This window comes from Aeromicrobium endophyticum, assembly GCF_003586285.1.
Taxonomy (GTDB): domain Bacteria; phylum Actinomycetota; class Actinomycetes; order Propionibacteriales; family Nocardioidaceae; genus Aeromicrobium; species Aeromicrobium endophyticum.
In genome coordinates, this window is the sequence record NZ_QUBR01000001.1 from 1,697,385 (window position 1) to 1,713,855 (window position 16,471).

Here is a 16,471-nt window from a genome sequence, read left to right on the forward strand (position 1 = left end):
CTAGGAGAACCATGTCCCTCACCAAGCTCACCGGCGGCCTCGCGGCCGTCGCCCTGAGTGTCAGCCTCGCTGCCTGCGGCGGCGACCCCACCTCGGACGACTCGTCATCCTCCGCGTCCGACACCATCACGGTCGGCTCGGCTGCCTTCCCCGAGAACGAGATCATCGCCGAGATCTACGCCCAAGGTCTCGAGGCCGGCGGCGTCAAGGTCAAGAAGAAGCTCAACATCGGTGCCCGCGAGGTCTACATCCCTGCGCTCGAGAAGGGCGAGATCGACCTGCTGCCCGAGTACTCCGGCAACCTGCTGTCGTACCTCGACAAGAACACGACGGCGACCTCGGCCGACCAGATCGACGAGGCGCTGGACGACGCGCTGCCCAAGAACCTCGAGGTGCTGGACGCCGCTCCGGCCGAGGACAAGGACTCGCTCAACGTGACGGCCGAGTTCGCCGCAGCGAACAAGCTCACGACGATCGCCGATCTCAAGAACGTCAAGGGGCTCAAGCTGGGCGCCAACCCCGAGTTCAAGGAGCGCGACTACGGCATCCCCGGGCTCGAGAAGGTCTACGGCATCACCGGCATCGACTTCGTCCCGATCAGCGACGGCGGCGGTCCCAAGACGCTGAAGTCGCTGCTCGACGGCGACATCAACGTGGCCGACATCTACTCGACGACCCCGTCGATCACGGCCAACAAGCTGGTGACGCTGGAAGACCCCGAGAACCTGATCGCGGCCCAGAACGTCATCCCGATCATCAACGAGAAGAAGGCGTCCGACAAGGTCGAGGACATCCTCGACAAGATCTCGGCGGCGCTCACCACCGAGGACCTGCTCGACCTCAACGCGAAGAACCAGGGCGACGACAAGACCGCCCCGGACGTCCTCGCCAAGGAGTGGCTGACGTCCAAGGGCCTGATCTAGCCTCGGCGCTCGCCGCTCGAGCCTGGCCTTCGCCCCTTGAGCTTGTCGAAAGGCCCTTTCGACAAGCTCGAGGGGCGTCGCGCGTCTCGAGCGGCCCCGTGGATCGCAGTCAGTCGAAGAACACAATGCGCACGAGCGCGACGACGCCGACCGCGAGGATGACGGCGCGCAGCGCGTTGGGCGGAAGCCGGCGGCCGATGCGGGCGCCCAGGTAGCCGCCGATCAGGCTCCCGCCGGCGATGAGGCCGACGACCTTCCCGTCGATGTGGTCGCGGGCCACCAGCACGAAGACGATGGCGGCGACACCGTTGACGACTCCCGCGAGGACGTTCTTGAGGGCGTTGATGCCCTGCATGCCGATCGTGAGCATCACGCCGAACAGCCCGACGAGCAGGATCCCCTGGGCCGCACCGAAGTAGCCCCCGTAGACGCCGAGCACGAACACCAGGGCCACGAGCGATGCCCGGGGTCGAGTGGCGGGTGCGGTGCCGGCATCGTCCGAGTCGCGCCGCGCCGCCGCCCGGCGCTGCAGCGACGGCCCCACGACGACCATCAGCAGCCCGATCGCGATCAGCACCGGCACGATGGCCCCGAACGCCTCGGCGGGCAGGACGAACAGCAGGAGCGCGCCGGCCAGCCCACCGGCGGCGGACGCCGGCACCAGCCTGAGCACGAGCCCGAGGTGCTGGCGGGCCTCGGCGCGGTAGCCGTAGACGCCCGAGGCGCTGCCGGCCAGCAGCCCGATGTTGTTCGAGACGTTGGCCGTCAGCGGCGGGTATCCGAACAGCAGCAGGACCGGGAACGTCACGAGGGTGCCGGAGCCGACGACGGTGTTGATCATGCCGGCCCAGATGCCTGCGGCGAAGATCGCACCCAGCTCGATCATGGTGTCTCCACTCGCGACGAGACCGCGGGACGGCCCCGCGCCAGGTGCCATGGTGCCCTAGCGCCGGCCGGGCCCGGGGGCCCGGGGGATCGGGGGATCGGGGTTCGTCCGCACCGGGGCGGACGAACCCCGATCCTCCCGTCAGACGGGCTGCAGCTCGCGGGGGTCGTGCGCGTGGTCGTCCTCCGCGCTGCGGACGTCCGCCAGGCCCTGCAGCCGTCCCTTGAAGCCCAGCAGCAGCGCCGGCAGCAGCACGAGCCGCACCACGGTGGCGTCGAGCAGGATCGCGACGGACAGGCCGACGCCCATCTGCTTCATCTCCAGCAGGTCGAGCGTCGCGAACACCGCGAACACCGACACCATCACGGCCGCTGCGCTGGTGACGACGCTCGCCGTGTCGCGGACCCCGTGCTCGACCGCGGTCTCGTACGGGAGCCCGCGCCGCAGGCCCTCGCGCACCCGGCTCAGCACGAACACGTGGTAGTCCATCGACAGCCCGACCAGCACCACGAAGCAGAACAGCGGGATCCAGTCGACGATGAACCCCGACGAGGTGTAGCCCAGCAGCCCGTCGGCCCACGAGTGTTGGAACACCAGGGTCAGGACGCCGAACGCGGCGCCGACCGACAGCAGGTTGAGCGCCGTCGTGATGAGCGCCAGCGTCAGGTTGCGGAACGTCCACACCATCATCAGGGCCGTCAGCAGCAGCACGAAACCGATGACGAGCGGCAGCCGCGACGTCTGGTGCTCGTAGTCGTACGTCTCGGCGACGCCGCCACCGACCGCCGAGGTGGTGCCGGGCAGGTCTCTGACAGCCCCGGGGACGGTCGTGTCGCGCAGCCGCTCGACGGCCCGGTCGTTGCGGGGGTCGCCCTCGCGGTGGGCGGCCGACATCGTGAGGGCCAGCGTCTGCCCGTCCTTCGACACCTGGACGTCCTGGTCGCCGGCCTCGGTGATGCCCGACGAGACGGCGTCCGCCTCGATGTCGCGCAGCGCCGACCGGGCTGCGTCCGTGCCGGCCGGAGTGGTCGTGAGCACGACCTCGAACGTCGGGTGCTCGGACGGGAAGCTCTGCTGGACGCGCTGGAAGGCCTGCACGGCGGGGATGTCCTGCGGCAGCGAGTCGACGGTCGACTGGTGGGTCGACATGCCCAGCGCGGGCACGGCCAGCGCGAGCAGCGCACCGACGGCGAGCACGGCGGACAGCAACGGCCTGCGGACGACCGGACCGACCAGGCGGGTGCTGATGCCTCCGGTGCCGATGCGCCGGTTGAGCCGCCAGAGCAGGGGGATGCGGGGACGGTCGACGAAGCGACCGAATGCCACGAGCATCGCGGGCAGCACGGTGAGCGAGCCGATGATCGCAACGAGGACGACGACGATCGCGCCGGTGGCGATGGAGGTGAAGACGGGCTCGCCCGACAGGAACAGCCCCGACATCGCCACCGTGACGGCGAGGCCCGACACGACGACGGCCCGGCCTGCGGTGGCCGCGGCGATCTCGACCGCGTCGATCGTCGAGCGGCCTCGCCGACGTTCCTCGCGCTCGCGCTTGAGGTAGAACAGCGAGTAGTCGACGCCGACGGCCATGCCGATGAGCAGCACGATGTTGGCGACCGATCCCGAGTCGGGAGCCAGGTACGACAGCGGGGCGTAGAGCCCGAGCGCGGTGACGACCGAGGTGATCGCGAGCAGCACGGGGATACCGGCGGCGACGAAGGCGCCGAACGCGACCAGCATGATCAGGAACGTGATCGGCAGGCTCGACGTCTCTGCCGTCGTCAGGTCGCCGGCGACCTTGTCGTTGATGCCGTCCTCGAGCGATGCCTCACCGGCCTGCTGGACGTCCAGCTCGGGGTGGTCCTGCTGCACGCGCGCGGTGGAGCGGATGAGCGCGCCGACGTGGTCGGCGGCCTCCTCGGCGTCACCGGTCATCTCGATCGGCACGAGGACGGCGTCCTTCTTCGGCGACACGACGGGCGGCCCGACGTCCGAGACGCCCTTCACGTCCTTGGCGGCCTTGCTGACCTGGGCGGCCACGGCGGAGGCCCGGTCGAGGTCGAGCGTCCCCTTCGGCGCCGTGATGAGGACGGACTCGGCCGGGCTGGCGACGAGCCCGGCGTCGTCGAGCATCGCGGCGGCACGGCCCGACTCGCCGACGCGGAAGCTGTCGTCGGCGAGGCTGCGCCCGGGCACGAGTGTCGACAGCGCGACGGCGATGGCGACGAGTGCGAACCATGCGCCGATCGCGCGCCAGGGGTGCATCGCGCTCCAACGGGCGACACGGACGGTGGGGTTTCTGCGAGACATCGAGGTCTCCTCTGCGAGGCGTGGATGGTGATGGCTCCAGCCTCGTGATCCGGCGCGTGACGCACGATGGTGCTGGGACCCGCGGCCGGGGTGGGCCTAGGCCCCCTGTGGTCGCGCCGCGCATCTGGGAGGCTCGAGCCATGACCGCCGCCACTGCCCTCGCCGTGCCGCGCAGCGAGCGCTTCGTCGCCGGCATGCGCCGCCGCGTCGCGCTCACCGGCGTCTCGCTCGTGTACGTCCTGCTGGCTCCGCTCGCCCTGGTCCTGCTGTGCACCCTGACGGTGTCCCTGGGCGTCGCGGTCACTGGTGTCGGTCTGCTGCTCCTCCTGGTCCTGGTGCCGCTGGCGGCGCAGCTGGCCGGCCTGCACCGGCGCCTGGCCGGACGCCTGCTGGGCGTCACGATCGATGCGCCGTACGCCCCCACGGCACGGGGATCGTGGTGGGCCCGCCTGCGTGGCTGGGCCGCCGATCCAGCACGCTGGCGCGACCTCGCGTGGACGTACGTGGCGGTGACGCTCGGATGGGCGCTGGCGTGGCTCGGCGTCGGCCTGGGGCTCGCCGTGGTCTGGTACGCGATCTTCCCGGGGGTGTACGCGCTGGTGCCCGAGGGGACGCTCGCCAACGACTACGGCTTCGTCAACCTCGACACCCAGCCGGAGGCCTACCTCAACTGGGTGCTGCTGCCGGTGGTGTTCGCGCTGTGGTGGTGGCTCGAGCCCGTCCTCGTCCGCTGCATCGCGCAGCTCGACCGCGCGATGCTGGCACCGTCCCGCGCGGCCCTCGAGCGGCGGGTGGCCGAGGTGTCGCAGTCGCGGGCCGAGTCGATCGACCACTCGGCCGCCGAGCTGCGGCGCATCGAGCGCGACCTGCACGACGGGGCGCAGGCGCGGCTCGTCGCGCTGGGCATGAACCTCGGGCTGGCGGCCGAGCTGCTCGAGAACGACCCGGAGGCCGCCGCCCGTCTGCTCACCGAGGCGCGGGACGTGACGACATCGGCCCTCGGCGACCTGCGATCGGTCGTGCGCGGCATCCACCCGCCGGTGCTCGCCGATCGCGGACTCGCGGGAGCGGTCCAGGCGTTGGCGCTCGACATGGCGGTGCCGGTGTCGACCACGATCGTGCTGGCCGGACGGGCACCGGCGCCGGTCGAGTCGGCCGTGTACTTCGCCGTCAGCGAGCTGCTGGCCAACGTCGGCAAGCACGCAGCGGCCGACCGGGTCTCGATCGACGTGAGCCACGACGGGCGCGCCCTCGTGGTCGTCGTCGAGGACGACGGAGTCGGCGGCGCATCGCCGTCCGGGACGGGGTTGTCGGGGGTGGCTCGCCGGCTGACCGCCTTCGACGGCACGATGGACGTCGTCAGCCCCGCCGGGGGACCCACGACGATCACCCTGGAGGTCCCGTGCGCGTTGTCATCGCCGAGGACCTCGCCCTCCTCCGCGACGGACTGACCCGCCTGCTCGAGGCGTACGGCTGCGAGGTCGTCGCCGCCGTCGAGAATGCCGAGGCCCTCGCCGAGGCGCTGACCCGGCTGGAGCCCGACGTCGCCGTCGTCGACGTGCGGATGCCGCCGACGTTCACCGACGAGGGGCTCCGCGCCGCGATCACGGCACGCACGCGGCGTCCGGGCCTGCCGGTATTGGTGCTGTCGCAGTACGTCGAGCAGCTGTACGCCCGCGAGCTGCTGGGCAGCGGCGACGGCGCGATCGGCTACCTGCTGAAGGACCGTGTCGCCGACGTCGCGACCTTCGTCGAGGCGGTGCGCACCGTGGCCGCCGGCGGGACGGTGCTCGACCCCGAGGTGGTGTCGGCGCTCATCGCCCGCGCCCCCGACGACGGACCGGTCTCGCGGCTGACCTCGCGGGAGCGGGAGGTGCTGGGCCTCATGGCGCAGGGACGGTCGAACGCTGCGATCGCCGCGGCCCTGTTCGTGACCGAGAAGGCCATCAGCAAGCACACCAGCAACATCTTCATGAAGCTCGACCTCGACCCGGACGACGACAGCAGCAACCGGCGTGTCATGGCCGTCATCGCCTACCTGCAGTCGTGAAGCCGCAGCAGGCCTGGCTTGACCGCGGTCACTAGCCTGATCGCCGACTACTACTCGAGGAGATCGCCGTGCGGACCTTCATGACCGACACCACCGGTGGGAGCGGCGGCGTCGCCGAGGCCCTGGGCCGGGTGAGCGCCCTGGTGGGCATGATCGCCCTCGGCACGTGGCTGCTCGTGTCGGGCCTGCGCCGACGGGGCGCCACCGGCGGGGCCAAGGGCACCGTCAGGGTCGTGCTCGGAGCGCTCGTGCTGGCCTTCGTCGTGCTGGGCTCGCTCGGCAACCTCGCGCAGCAGACCTGACGTTCAGGCGGGCGGCGTGACGATCCAGGGCTCGCGGGGGATCGCGGCGACGTCGAACGTCCGCAGCATGTCGTGGGGCGTAGCACCCTCGAGCCCGAGCGAGTCGGCGATGAGCGCCAGCACGTCGACGCCGCGGTCGACCAGCTCGGCCCGGGTCACGGCTCCGTCGCGCTTGGCGAGACGGCGCCCGTCGACGTTGAGCGCGAGCGGCACGTGGACGTACGTCGGCGGGGTGGCTCCCAGCAGCGTCGCGAGATAGGCCTGTCGCGGTGCCGAGCTGAGCAGGTCGTCGCCGCGGACGACCTGGTCGACACCCTGCTGTGCGTCGTCGACGACCACCGCGAGGTTGTACGCCACGGCCCCGTCTCCGCGGCGCAGCACGACGTCGTCGACCACCCCGGTGACCGTGCCGTGCAGGACGTCCTCGACGGTGAAGTCGGCCACGGCTGCTCGCAGCCGCAGCGCCACGGGACGTTCGCGCCGCCGCTCGTCGCGCTCGGACGCAGTCAGGTCGCGGCACGTGCCGGGGTAGGAGCCTGGCGGGCCGTGCGGCGCGGACGGTGCCTCCAGCACCTCGCGGCGGGTGCAGAAGCACTCGAACACCAGGCCTCGACCGGCCAGCGAGGCGAGCGCCGCGTCGTAGAACCTGGCGCGCTGCGACTGGTGGACGACCGGACCGTCCCAGTCGAGGCCCAGGGCGGCGAGATCGGCGAGCTGTCGCTGCTCGGCGCCCTCGCGGACGCGGTCGAGGTCCTCGATCCGCAGGACGACGTCGCGTCCGGTGGTGCGCGCGCACAGCCACGCCAGCAGGGCGGTGCGGAGGTTGCCCACGTGCAGGTCGCCCGACGGCGACGGGGCGAAGCGGCCCGAGCTCACGACGTCACTCGATGCCGCGGCGGGAGCGCTCGTCGACCTGGCCCTCCCAGACGAACCGCAGCGTGGCGACCGACTTCTCGTACGACCGGTACTCCTCGTCGAGGCGGTAGCCGTGCCGCTCGTAGACGGCTTGGGCCCGGGTGTTGGTGTGAGCCGTGCTGAGCTCGACCGCGTCGGCCCCGGCGGCCGCGGCCATGCTGGCGACGGTGTTGAGCAGCTCGTCGACGGCGCCGGTGCCGCGCGCGTGCTCGACGACGTACAGGTCGTTGAGCACCCAGATGCGGCTCAACCGGGTGGACGAGAACGAGGGGTAGATCTGCGCGAAGCCGACCACCTCGTCGTCGTCCAGCCCGAGCAGCACGATCGACTCGTCGCGCACGATGCGCGAGGCCAGGAAGGCGCCGGCCGCCGAGACGTCGTAGGGCGCTCCGTAGAACTCGCGGTACGCCGCGAACAGCTGGGCTGCCTCGAGGACGTCGGCCAGCTCTGCGCGGATGACGGTCACCCCGTTAGCGTCCCACGAAGTCGCCCAACCGTCAGGTCGTGCCACACTGGCGAGACCGCCTTCAGCCACGAGGGTGTCGTGCCGACCCATCCAGACGGACGCCGATGCCCTCACCCACGCCGCTGACCCTCGATCCGGGTGCGGACCTGCGACAGCTGCTGACGAGCGTCCGCGAGACGCTCGCGGCCGACACCGCCGTCATGCTGCTGGTCGACGCGACCGGCGCCGTGCTCGAGCCGTTCGCGTCGTCGGGGCTCGACGTGACGCTGCGGACGGGTGCGCGGGTGCCGATCGGCCGAGGATTCGCGGGAGCGGTCGCCGGGACGGGGCGCCCGGTGGTGCTGGACGACATCGACGCCGGCGAGGTGGTCAACCCCGTGCTGCGGCGGCGCGGCATCCGGTCGCTGCTCGGCGTGCCGCTGGTGCGCGACGGAGCGGTGTTCGGCGTCCTGCACGTCGGCACGCTGTCGCAGCGACACTTCACGGCCGACGACGTGCAGCGGCTGACGGACCTCGCCGACGAGGTCGCGTCGTGGTTCGCCGACCAGTCGCTCGCCGAGCACCACACGGCCGCGCGGGTGCTGCAGCGCAGCCTGATCCCCACGCTGCCACCGTCGATCCCGGGGCTCGACGTCGCAGGACGCTACGTGCCGGCCGAGGGCGACCTGGGTGGCGACTGGTACGACGTCTTCGCCCTCCCCGACGGCCGCGTCGGCTTCGTCATGGGCGACGTCCTGGGCCACGGCCTGCAGCCGGCGGTCGTGATGGGACGCATCCGCAGCGCCCTGCGCTCGTACGCGCTGATCGAGCCGAGCCCGGCCCGCGTGCTGCAGATGCTCGACCGCAAGATCAGCCACTTCGAGGCAGGGACGCTCGCGACGGTGCTGTTCGCCGTGGCGCGACCCCCGTTCGACTCCTTCGTCGTCAGCAGCGCCGGGCACTGGCCGCCGCTGGTGGCCGACGGTCGTTCCCCCGCGACCGCGGTCGCTCTGCGGACCGACACGATGCTCGGGCTCCTGCCCGACAGGACGCGCACCGACACCGTGGTGCCGGTGCCTGAGGGCGGCTCGCTGTGCCTGTTCACGGACGGCTTGATCGAGCAGCGCTTCGGCGCCGAGCAGGCGGTCGACCCCGACGCGGGTCTTGCCGCTGTGGCCGCGAGCCTCGCAGCGAGCAGGACGGCCGAGGCGAGCTGTGTCGCGGTGCTGGCCGATCTCATCCCCGAGCACGGCACGGTCGACGACGTCGCGCTGCTCGTGATCCGTCGCGAGCCGACCTGAGAAGGCGTCAAGGACGCGTCAAGATCCCGGCATCGGACGTGGAGTCGGCCTAGGTTGGCCGGGTGAACTCCCCGCGCCCCGCCCACGGCGACGTCCTGCGCCTGGCCGTCGTCGTCGGAGCCCTCGGCGTCGTGTTCGGCGACATCGGCACGAGCCCGATCTACACGATCCAGACGGTGTTCGACCCGGGCGACCCGCACCCCGTGCCGGTCACGGACGCCCACGTGCTCGGGGTGGTGTCGCTGATCCTGTGGTCCGTCACCGCGATCGTGACCATCACGTACGTGTCGCTCGCGATGCGGATCGACCACGACGGCGAGGGCGGCATCATGGCGCTCATCTCGCTGCTGCGTCGATGGGCCGGCGACAAGCGCGCCGGGGCGGCAGCCGTGCTGGCCGGTCTGGGTCTGTTCGGCGCCGCGCTGTTCCTCGGCGACAGCATGATCACCCCCGCGATCTCGGTGCTGTCGGCGGTCGAGGGCTTCAAGACCATCGACTCGGGCTTCGCGCCGTGGGTCGTGCCCGTGACGGCGGTCATCATCGTGACGCTGTTCTCGGTGCAGCGGCACGGCACGGCCGTGGTCGGACGGTTCTTCGGACCCGTGATGATCACGTGGTTCGTGACGATCGGTGCGTGCGGGGCCTGGGGTGTGACGAAGGACGCCGCGATCCTGAAGGCCGTGTCGCCGACGTACGCGATCGACTTCCTGGCCGGCAACTTCCACTACGCCTTCTTCGCGCTGGCGGCGATCGTGCTGGCGGTCACCGGTGCGGAGGCCCTCTACGCCGACATGGGGCACTTCGGGCGCAAGCCGATCGCGGTCGGCTGGATCTTCCTGGTCTTCCCGGCCTGCGCGCTGAGCTACCTCGGTCAAGGCGCGCTCGTGCTGGAGGACAAGGCCAACATCAGTGCACCGTTCTTCCTGCTCGCGCCGCACTGGGCGCGCATCCCCCTCATCGTGCTCGCCTGCGCCGCGACGGTCATCGCCTCGCAGGCCGTCATCACCGGCGCGTTCTCGGTGGCGTCGCAGGCCGCCCAGCTGGGCTACCTGCCGCGCCTGCGCATCGTGCACACCTCGCAGCACGAGCGTGGCCAGATCTACGTGCCGTGGGTCAACTGGCTGCTGCTCGTGTCGGTGCTGACCCTGGTGTTCGCGTTCCGGTCGTCGGCATCGCTCGCGTTCGCCTTCGGCATGGCCGTCACCGGCACGATCACGATCACGACGATCCTGTTCTTCTACGTCGCCCACCGTCGCTGGACCACGCCGACGTGGGTGCTGGTGCTGATGGCCGCGCCCCTGCTGGCGCTCGACCTGCTGTTGATCGGCGCGAACCTGACCAAGCTCGTGCACGGTGCGTGGCTGCCGCTGGCGATCGCCATCACGTTCTTCACGGTGATGATGACGTGGCAGCGGGGACGCGAGGTCGTCACCGCGCGCCGCGAGGAGATGGAGGGATCGCTGCAGGAGTTCGTCGACGAGCTCGACACCGGCGACCACGTGCCGGCCGTCGTCCCGGGCACGGCGATCTTCCTCAACCGCGGCACCACGACCCCGCTCGCGCTGCGGGCCAACGTCGAGCGCAACCGGGTGCGGCACGCGTGCGTCGTCATCGTGACCGTCCAGATCGAGTCGTCGCCGCGGGTGTCGCACGACGAGCGCGTGCAGGTCGACTCGCTGGGCCGCCCCGAGGACGGCATCACGTACGTGACGGTCCGCTTCGGCTACGCCGAGACCACGGACGTCCCGGCCGCCCTGGCCCTGCTGACGCCCGAGCAGACCGAGGGTCAGATCGACCTCGACGACGCGACCTACTTCTTGTCGCGCATCGAGCTGCGGGTCGGCTCGCGCCCCACGATGGCCACCTGGCGCAAGCGCCTGTTCGTCGCGACCTCGCACGTGACGGCCGATGCCGCCGACCACTTCCACCTGCCGCGCGACCGCGTCGTCCTGCTGGGGTCGCACGTCGAGGTGTGACAGGCGTTGTTAAGTTTTACCCGCTTCCGACGTGTCGTGTTAAATTTAACAACGTGCGTACGGCTGTCGAGAACCCCTTCGTGCCCGGGTCGGACACGATCCCCGAGGTGTGGGCCGGACGCACGAGCCAGGTCAGCGACTTCGAGAGCGTCGTCCGGCCACGGCGGATGGCGGGTCTGTCCGAGCGGGGACGCACGATCCTGGGAGAACCGGGACTGGGCAAGTCGACGTTGGTCCGCCGGTTGGCCGAGCGTGCTCGCCGCCACCACGACGACTGGACGACCGCGCAGCTGCGGATGCCTCTCGGTGCCGATCCGCTGCAGATCGTCGCGACGGCGCTGCTGGGCCTGGCCGCGGACGCCGGACTGGCGGCGGCGACGGAGAAGCGCCTGCGCACGCTGATCGACCGCGTCAAGGCGGTCTCGGTCGCCGGGTGGGGGCTCACGCTCGAGCCCGACGCCGGGCCCCAACCGTTCGTCGCGCTGACGGACCTGCTGATCGAGATCGGGCTGGCCGCGCACGAGCAGGGCAGGCTGGTGATGGTCCACGTCGACGAGGTGCAGAACATCACCGACCAGGCAGCGTTGTCGCAGCTGCTGGTCTGCCTCGGTGACGCACTGACGTTCGAGCACACCGTCGTCGTTCCGGGCGGGGCGCAGATCGACCGGGTGCTGCCCATCGTGGTCTACCTGACAGGCCTGCCGGACTTCGACGACATGGCCGGGGCGCGCAAGGGCGCCACTTTCACGCGGCGGTTCAAGACCATCACGCTGGCACCGATCTCCGACGACGACTTCAAGCTGGCGTTGGCCCCGTTCCTGGACCCTGGGTGGCCGGTCGAGGTCGACGGGCTGCCGGCGGCGGTTCGGATGACGCAGGAGGCGCGGGACGCGATCGTGGCGTGCTGCTGCGGGGAGCCGTTCCTCTTCCAGCTGGCAGGACAGGAAGCCTGGTACGCCTCGCCGGGCTCGCCGCTGATCACCCTCGAGGATGTGCAGCAAGGATGGCGGGAAGCCACGCCTGAGGCTGTGACCCACGTGGAGCGCATCCTCGGGCGTCTTCCCGAGCGGGAGCACCAGCTGATCCAGGCCATGTCGGCTCTCGACCCGCAAGAGCGCACCGCGTCGGCCATCGCAGCGCACATGGGGTTCGACTCGGCAACGCAGATCGGGCCGTTCGCGTCCCGTCTCGACACGATGCGGGGCATCATCAACCGCGGCAAGCCGTACTCGTTCCGTCACCGCGCGATCGAGGCGTACCTGACGACGGATTGGCCGCACATCTGAGACGGACAGGTGCCGCCCTCGACGACACGCCTGGCCGGCCTTCGGCCGGAGAGGACGACACCCGGACCGAGAAGCACCCCCAACGGGACTCCGTCGCTCGTGCCTCGCTCCTCCTCGAATCGCGGAGCACACGATTCTCGCTCCGAGTGCCGCACGGAGCGGCCTTCGGCCGGAGAGGACGGCACCCGGACCGAGAAGCACCCCCAACGGGATTCGAACCCGTGCTACCGCCGTGAAAGGGCGGCGTCCTAGGCCGCTAGACGATGGGGGCCTGAAACCCGTTCAGCATAGAGGGTGACGGGGGCCGGTGCGACACCGCATCGGGCAGGATGGAGTCATGATCGACGTCAGCGAGGAGCGGTTCGCCGAGCTGGTCGAGGCCGCCTTCGCCGCGGTGCCGTCCGAGCTGGCCGCGCTGCTCGACAACGTGGTGCTGTTCGTCGAGGACGACGCGCCGGCCGACGACCCCACCCTGCTGGGGCTCTACGACGGCATCCCGCTGACCGAGCGCGACGGGACGTACGCCGGCGTGATGCCCGACCGCATCTTCGTCTTCCGCAACCCGACGCTCGCGATCTGCGACACCGAGGACGACGTCGTCGAGGAGGTCGGCATCACCGTGGTGCACGAGATCGCCCACCACTTCGGCATCGAGGACGACCGGCTGCACGAGCTGGGCTATGCCTGAGATCCGGCGGGCGGGCCAGCGCTTCCACACCGTCGGCGACGGCGTGCAGACGTGGCACAGCTTCTCCTACGGCGCGCACTACGACCCCGACCAGATCGGTTTCGGCCCGGTCATGGCGATCAACACCGAGCACGTCGAGCCGGGTGGCGGCTACGACGTGCACGACCACGCCGACGTCGAGATCGTCACGTGGGTGCTCGAGGGCGTCCTGCGGCACGAGGACTCGACCGGGCAGTCGGGCGACATCCGCCCCGGCTCGGCGCAGCGGCTCAGCGCCGGCACGGGGGTGCGGCACTCCGAGAGGAACGGCTCGGCCGACGAGCCGCTGGTGTTCGTGCAGATGATGCTGAGGTCCGACCACGACGGGCCGCCCGAGTATGCGCAGACCGAGGTCGAGCAGGCGCCCGGCGTGCTCGTGCCCACGGTGACGGTGCACGCGCCGGCCGAGCTGCTCGCCGTCCGCCTCGAGGCGGGGCAGCGGGTCGCCGTGCCGCCATCGCCCCGCAGCCTCGTGATCGTCACGGGCGGAGCAGTGGAGGTGGCGGGCGAGCGGCTCGACCTCGGCGACGAGGCCAGGTTCACCGGGGCCGCAGGCTACGAGCTGGCGGCCGACGTCCCGGCGAGCGCCCTGGTCTGGCAGCTCGGACGCTGAACGGGTCTCGTTGCACGATGCAACCGAACCCAGCATCCGGGTCGTGATCCGGTAGGCCTAGGCTGGGCCGGTGAAAGGTTGGCATGCGCACGCCCAGGCGGTCGAACAGCTCCTGACGTCCTACGCGGCGATCCCGCAGGGCTCCAGGATCCGTCTCGCGAAGAAGACGTCCAACCTGTTCAGGCCCCGGTCGGCCAGCGACGCCCCGGGTCTCGACGTCAGCGACCTCGACGGCGTCATCGCGATCGATCCCGAGGCGGCCACCGCCGACGTCCAGGGCGTCTGCACCTACGAGGACCTCGTCGAGGCGACGCTGACGTTCGGCTTCATCCCCTTCGTCGTGCCGCAGCTGCGCACCATCACGCTGGGCGGCGCCGTGACGGGCCTCGGCATCGAGTCGACGTCGTTCCGCAACGGCCTGCCGCACGAGTCGGTGCTCGAGATGGACATCCTCACGGGCTCCGGCGAGCTGGTCACCGCGACGCCCGACAACGAGCACGCCGAGCTGTTCGACGCCTTCCCCAACTCGTACGGCAGCCTCGGCTACGCCACGCGGCTCAAGATCAAGCTCGAGCGCGTCCCCCGCTACGTCTCGTTGCGCCACGTCCGCATGCACGGCGGGCAGCAGGCCGTCGAGGCGATCGCGTCGATCAGCGAGACCGGTCAGTGGCACGGCGAGCGGGTCGACGGGCTCGACGGCACCGCGTTCACGCCCGACGAGATCTACCTGACGCTCGCGACCTTCACCGACGACCTGCCGTCCGGCGGACGAGACGCGGTCAGCGACTACACGGGCATGCAGGTCTACTACCGCTCGATCCAGCAGCGCGAGACCGACACCCTGACGATGAACGACTACATCTGGCGCTGGGACACCGACTGGTTCTGGTGCTCGGGAGCCTTCGGCGCGCAGACGCCGTGGATCCGCCGGCTGTGGCCGGCCCGCTACCGGCGCAGCGACGTCTTCCACAAGATCGTGGGGCTCGACGAGCGCTTCGGCATCATCAAGACGCTCGACCGCCTCAAGAAGATCCCGGGACGCGAGCGCGTCATCCAGGACATCGAGGTGCCGCTCGACAAGGTGCCCGAGTTCCTCGAGTGGTTCGACGCCGAGGTCGGCATGCGTCCGGTGTGGCTGTGCCCGCTGCGCACCACGCGGGCGTGGCCGGTCTACCCCCTCGAGCCCGGCGCGATCTACGTCAACGCGGGCTTCTGGGGCACCGTCGAGGTGCCCGCCGACGCGCCGGCCGGCATGGTCAACCGGCGCATCGAGGACGCCGTGCACGCGATGGGCGGCCACAAGTCGCTCTACTCGGAAGCTTTCTACGACCAGGCGATGTTCGACCAGATGTACGGCGGAGAGGTGCTCGCCGCCGTTCGCCGCAGGTACGACCCCGACAGCAGGCTGAGCACCCTGTACGAGAAGGCAGTGAGGAACTCATGACCACCGACGCCGCAGTAAAGCTGTCGATCGCCGACGCGCTGGGCAAGCTGATGAAGGAGGGCCTGCCGTTCCGGTTCGAGGCCTTCGACGGCAGCTCGGCCGGACCGACCGACGCCCCGTTCACGCTGCGCCTGCTCAACGAGCGCGGCCTCTCGTACCTGATGACGGCCCCCGGCGACCTCGGCTTCGCGCGGGCGTACGTCGCGGGCGACCTCGAGCTCGAGGGCATCCACCCGGGCAATCCGTACGACGCGATGGTGCTCATCATGAGCCAGCTGCGCTTCAAGGTGCCCTCGGCCGCCGAGATGGTGCAGATCGTCCGCAGCCTCGGCTTCGGCAACCTCAAGCCCCCGCCGCCGCCCGCCGAGGAGCACCTGCCCAAGTGGCGCCGTGCGCTCGAGGGCATGCGGCACAACAAGAAGCGCGACGCCGAGGCGATCCACCACCACTACGACGTCTCCAACCGCTTCTACGAGCTCGTCCTCGGCCCGTCGATGACGTACACCTGTGCGGTCTACCCGACGCTCGACTCGACGCTCGAGCAAGCGCAGTACGAGAAGTACGACCTCATCTGCCGCAAGCTCGACCTCAAGCCCGGCGACCGCCTGCTCGACATCGGCTGCGGCTGGGGCGGCATGGTGCGCCACGCCGCCAAGCACTACGGCGTCACGGTGCTGGGTGTGACGTTGTCGCGCGAGCAGGCCACCTGGGCCCAGGACGAGATCAAGCGCCAAGGCCTGGACGACCTCGCCGAGGTGCGGTTCTCGGACTACCGCGACGTGCCGGAGGGCGAGTTCGACGCGATCAGCTCGATCGGCCTGACCGAGCACATCGGCGTCAAGCAGTACGGCGACTACTTCGGCTTCCTGCGCAGCAAGCTGCGGGTCGGCGGGCGCCTGCTCAACCACTGCATCACCCGGCCGAACAACAAGACCACGACCACCGGTGCGTTCATCGACCGCTACGTCTTCCCCGACGGCGAGCTCACGGGCGTCGGACGCATCCAGGTCGCGGCCCAGGACGTCGGCCTCGAGGTGCGGCACGTCGAGAACCTGCGCGAGCACTACGCCATGACGCTCAAGGGCTGGTGCGACAACCTCGTCGAGCACTGGGACGAGGCGCTGGGCGAGGTCACGATCGGTCGCGCCAAGGTGTGGGGCATCTACATGGCCGGGTCGCGCCTGGCCTTCGAGCGCAACGAGATCGAGCTGCACCACGTCCTGGCGGTCAAGCCCGATCCGCACGGCGACGCCAGCTGGCCCCTGCGTCCGACCTGGGGCAGCTGACCCCCGG

The 16,471-nt window shown here is 70.7% G+C and carries 15 protein-coding genes and 1 tRNA gene; 11 read left to right on the forward strand and 5 right to left on the reverse strand.

Annotation, left to right across the window (positions count from 1 at the left end):
• Positions 1-11 precede the first annotated feature (11 nt).
• A complete protein-coding gene (locus DX116_RS08375; RefSeq protein ID WP_119703654.1) occupies positions 12-923 on the forward strand; it encodes an ABC transporter substrate-binding protein in 912 nt (303 codons plus the stop codon).
• A 109-nt stretch (positions 924-1,032) separates the two neighbouring features.
• Here DX116_RS08375 and DX116_RS08380 read toward each other — a convergent pair whose 3' ends face one another.
• Entirely contained in the window at positions 1,033-1,809 is a 777-nt protein-coding gene (locus DX116_RS08380; RefSeq protein WP_119703655.1) for a sulfite exporter TauE/SafE family protein, read from the reverse strand.
• Between the two features lie 141 nt (positions 1,810-1,950).
• Positions 1,951-4,119: an MMPL family transporter gene (locus DX116_RS08385; protein WP_119703656.1), complete on the reverse strand. Its 2,169-nt coding sequence runs from the start codon at positions 4,117-4,119 to the stop codon at positions 1,951-1,953.
• Positions 4,120-4,259: 140 nt separating this feature from the next.
• On the opposite strand from DX116_RS08385, the gene DX116_RS19755 reads away from it, so the two are divergent.
• From DX116_RS19755 to DX116_RS08405, 3 genes are all read left to right on the forward strand, one after another.
• A complete protein-coding gene (locus DX116_RS19755; RefSeq protein WP_158591941.1) occupies positions 4,260-5,570 on the forward strand; it encodes a sensor histidine kinase in 1,311 nt (436 codons plus the stop codon).
• A complete protein-coding gene (locus DX116_RS08400) occupies positions 5,522-6,169 on the forward strand; it encodes a response regulator (protein WP_119703658.1) in 648 nt (215 codons plus the stop codon). Before DX116_RS19755 ends, DX116_RS08400 begins: the two co-directional genes overlap by 49 nt.
• A gap of 68 nt (positions 6,170-6,237) precedes the next feature.
• Positions 6,238-6,471, forward strand: coding sequence for a hypothetical protein (locus tag DX116_RS08405; RefSeq protein ID WP_119703659.1), 234 nt, complete (start codon positions 6,238-6,240; stop codon positions 6,469-6,471).
• A gap of 3 nt (positions 6,472-6,474) precedes the next feature.
• On the opposite strand, the gene gluQRS is transcribed toward DX116_RS08405, so the two are convergent.
• Together gluQRS and DX116_RS08415 are read right to left on the reverse strand one after the other, a co-directional pair.
• The gene (gene gluQRS / locus DX116_RS08410; protein ID WP_119703660.1) at positions 6,475-7,347 is read right to left on the reverse strand and encodes a tRNA glutamyl-Q(34) synthetase GluQRS; all 873 of its coding nucleotides are present in this window, start codon (positions 7,345-7,347) and stop codon (positions 6,475-6,477) included.
• Between the two features lie 4 nt (positions 7,348-7,351).
• Positions 7,352-7,852 carry a GNAT family N-acetyltransferase gene (locus DX116_RS08415; protein WP_158591942.1) on the reverse strand — a complete coding sequence of 167 codons (501 nt, stop codon included), beginning with the start codon at positions 7,850-7,852 and terminating at the stop codon, positions 7,352-7,354.
• A 104-nt stretch (positions 7,853-7,956) separates the two neighbouring features.
• Between DX116_RS08415 and DX116_RS08420 the strand changes: the two genes are divergently transcribed.
• The 3 genes from DX116_RS08420 to DX116_RS08430 all read left to right on the forward strand — a co-directional run bounded on the left by DX116_RS08420 (position 7,957) and on the right by DX116_RS08430 (position 12,394).
• The gene (locus tag DX116_RS08420; RefSeq protein WP_119703662.1) at positions 7,957-9,132 is read left to right on the forward strand and encodes a PP2C family protein-serine/threonine phosphatase; all 1,176 of its coding nucleotides are present in this window, start codon (positions 7,957-7,959) and stop codon (positions 9,130-9,132) included.
• A 62-nt stretch (positions 9,133-9,194) separates the two neighbouring features.
• Positions 9,195-11,108 carry a potassium transporter Kup gene (locus DX116_RS08425; RefSeq protein ID WP_119703663.1) on the forward strand — a complete coding sequence of 638 codons (1,914 nt, stop codon included), beginning with the start codon at positions 9,195-9,197 and terminating at the stop codon, positions 11,106-11,108.
• 53 nt (positions 11,109-11,161) lie between these two features.
• A complete protein-coding gene (locus tag DX116_RS08430; RefSeq protein ID WP_119703664.1) occupies positions 11,162-12,394 on the forward strand; it encodes an ATP-binding protein in 1,233 nt (410 codons plus the stop codon).
• A gap of 198 nt (positions 12,395-12,592) precedes the next feature.
• On the opposite strand, the gene DX116_RS08435 is transcribed toward DX116_RS08430, so the two are convergent.
• Positions 12,593-12,665, reverse strand: a tRNA-Glu gene (locus DX116_RS08435).
• Between the two features lie 66 nt (positions 12,666-12,731).
• On the opposite strand from DX116_RS08435, the gene DX116_RS08440 reads away from it, so the two are divergent.
• The 4 genes from DX116_RS08440 (at position 12,732) to DX116_RS08455 (ending at position 16,464) form a co-directional block, all read left to right on the forward strand.
• Complete coding sequence (locus DX116_RS08440; RefSeq protein ID WP_119703665.1) at positions 12,732-13,082, forward strand: metallopeptidase family protein; 351 nt, start codon at positions 12,732-12,734, stop codon at positions 13,080-13,082.
• Positions 13,075-13,734, forward strand: coding sequence for a pirin family protein (locus DX116_RS08445; protein WP_119703666.1), 660 nt, complete (start codon positions 13,075-13,077; stop codon positions 13,732-13,734). The genes DX116_RS08440 and DX116_RS08445 overlap by 8 nt, the downstream gene beginning before the upstream one ends.
• Before the next feature lie 70 nt (positions 13,735-13,804).
• The gene (locus tag DX116_RS08450) at positions 13,805-15,178 is read left to right on the forward strand and encodes an FAD-binding oxidoreductase (RefSeq protein WP_119703667.1); all 1,374 of its coding nucleotides are present in this window, start codon (positions 13,805-13,807) and stop codon (positions 15,176-15,178) included.
• A complete protein-coding gene (locus DX116_RS08455) occupies positions 15,175-16,464 on the forward strand; it encodes a class I SAM-dependent methyltransferase (protein ID WP_119703668.1) in 1,290 nt (429 codons plus the stop codon). The genes DX116_RS08450 and DX116_RS08455 overlap by 4 nt, the downstream gene beginning before the upstream one ends.
• The last annotated feature ends 7 nt before the right edge of the window (positions 16,465-16,471 follow it).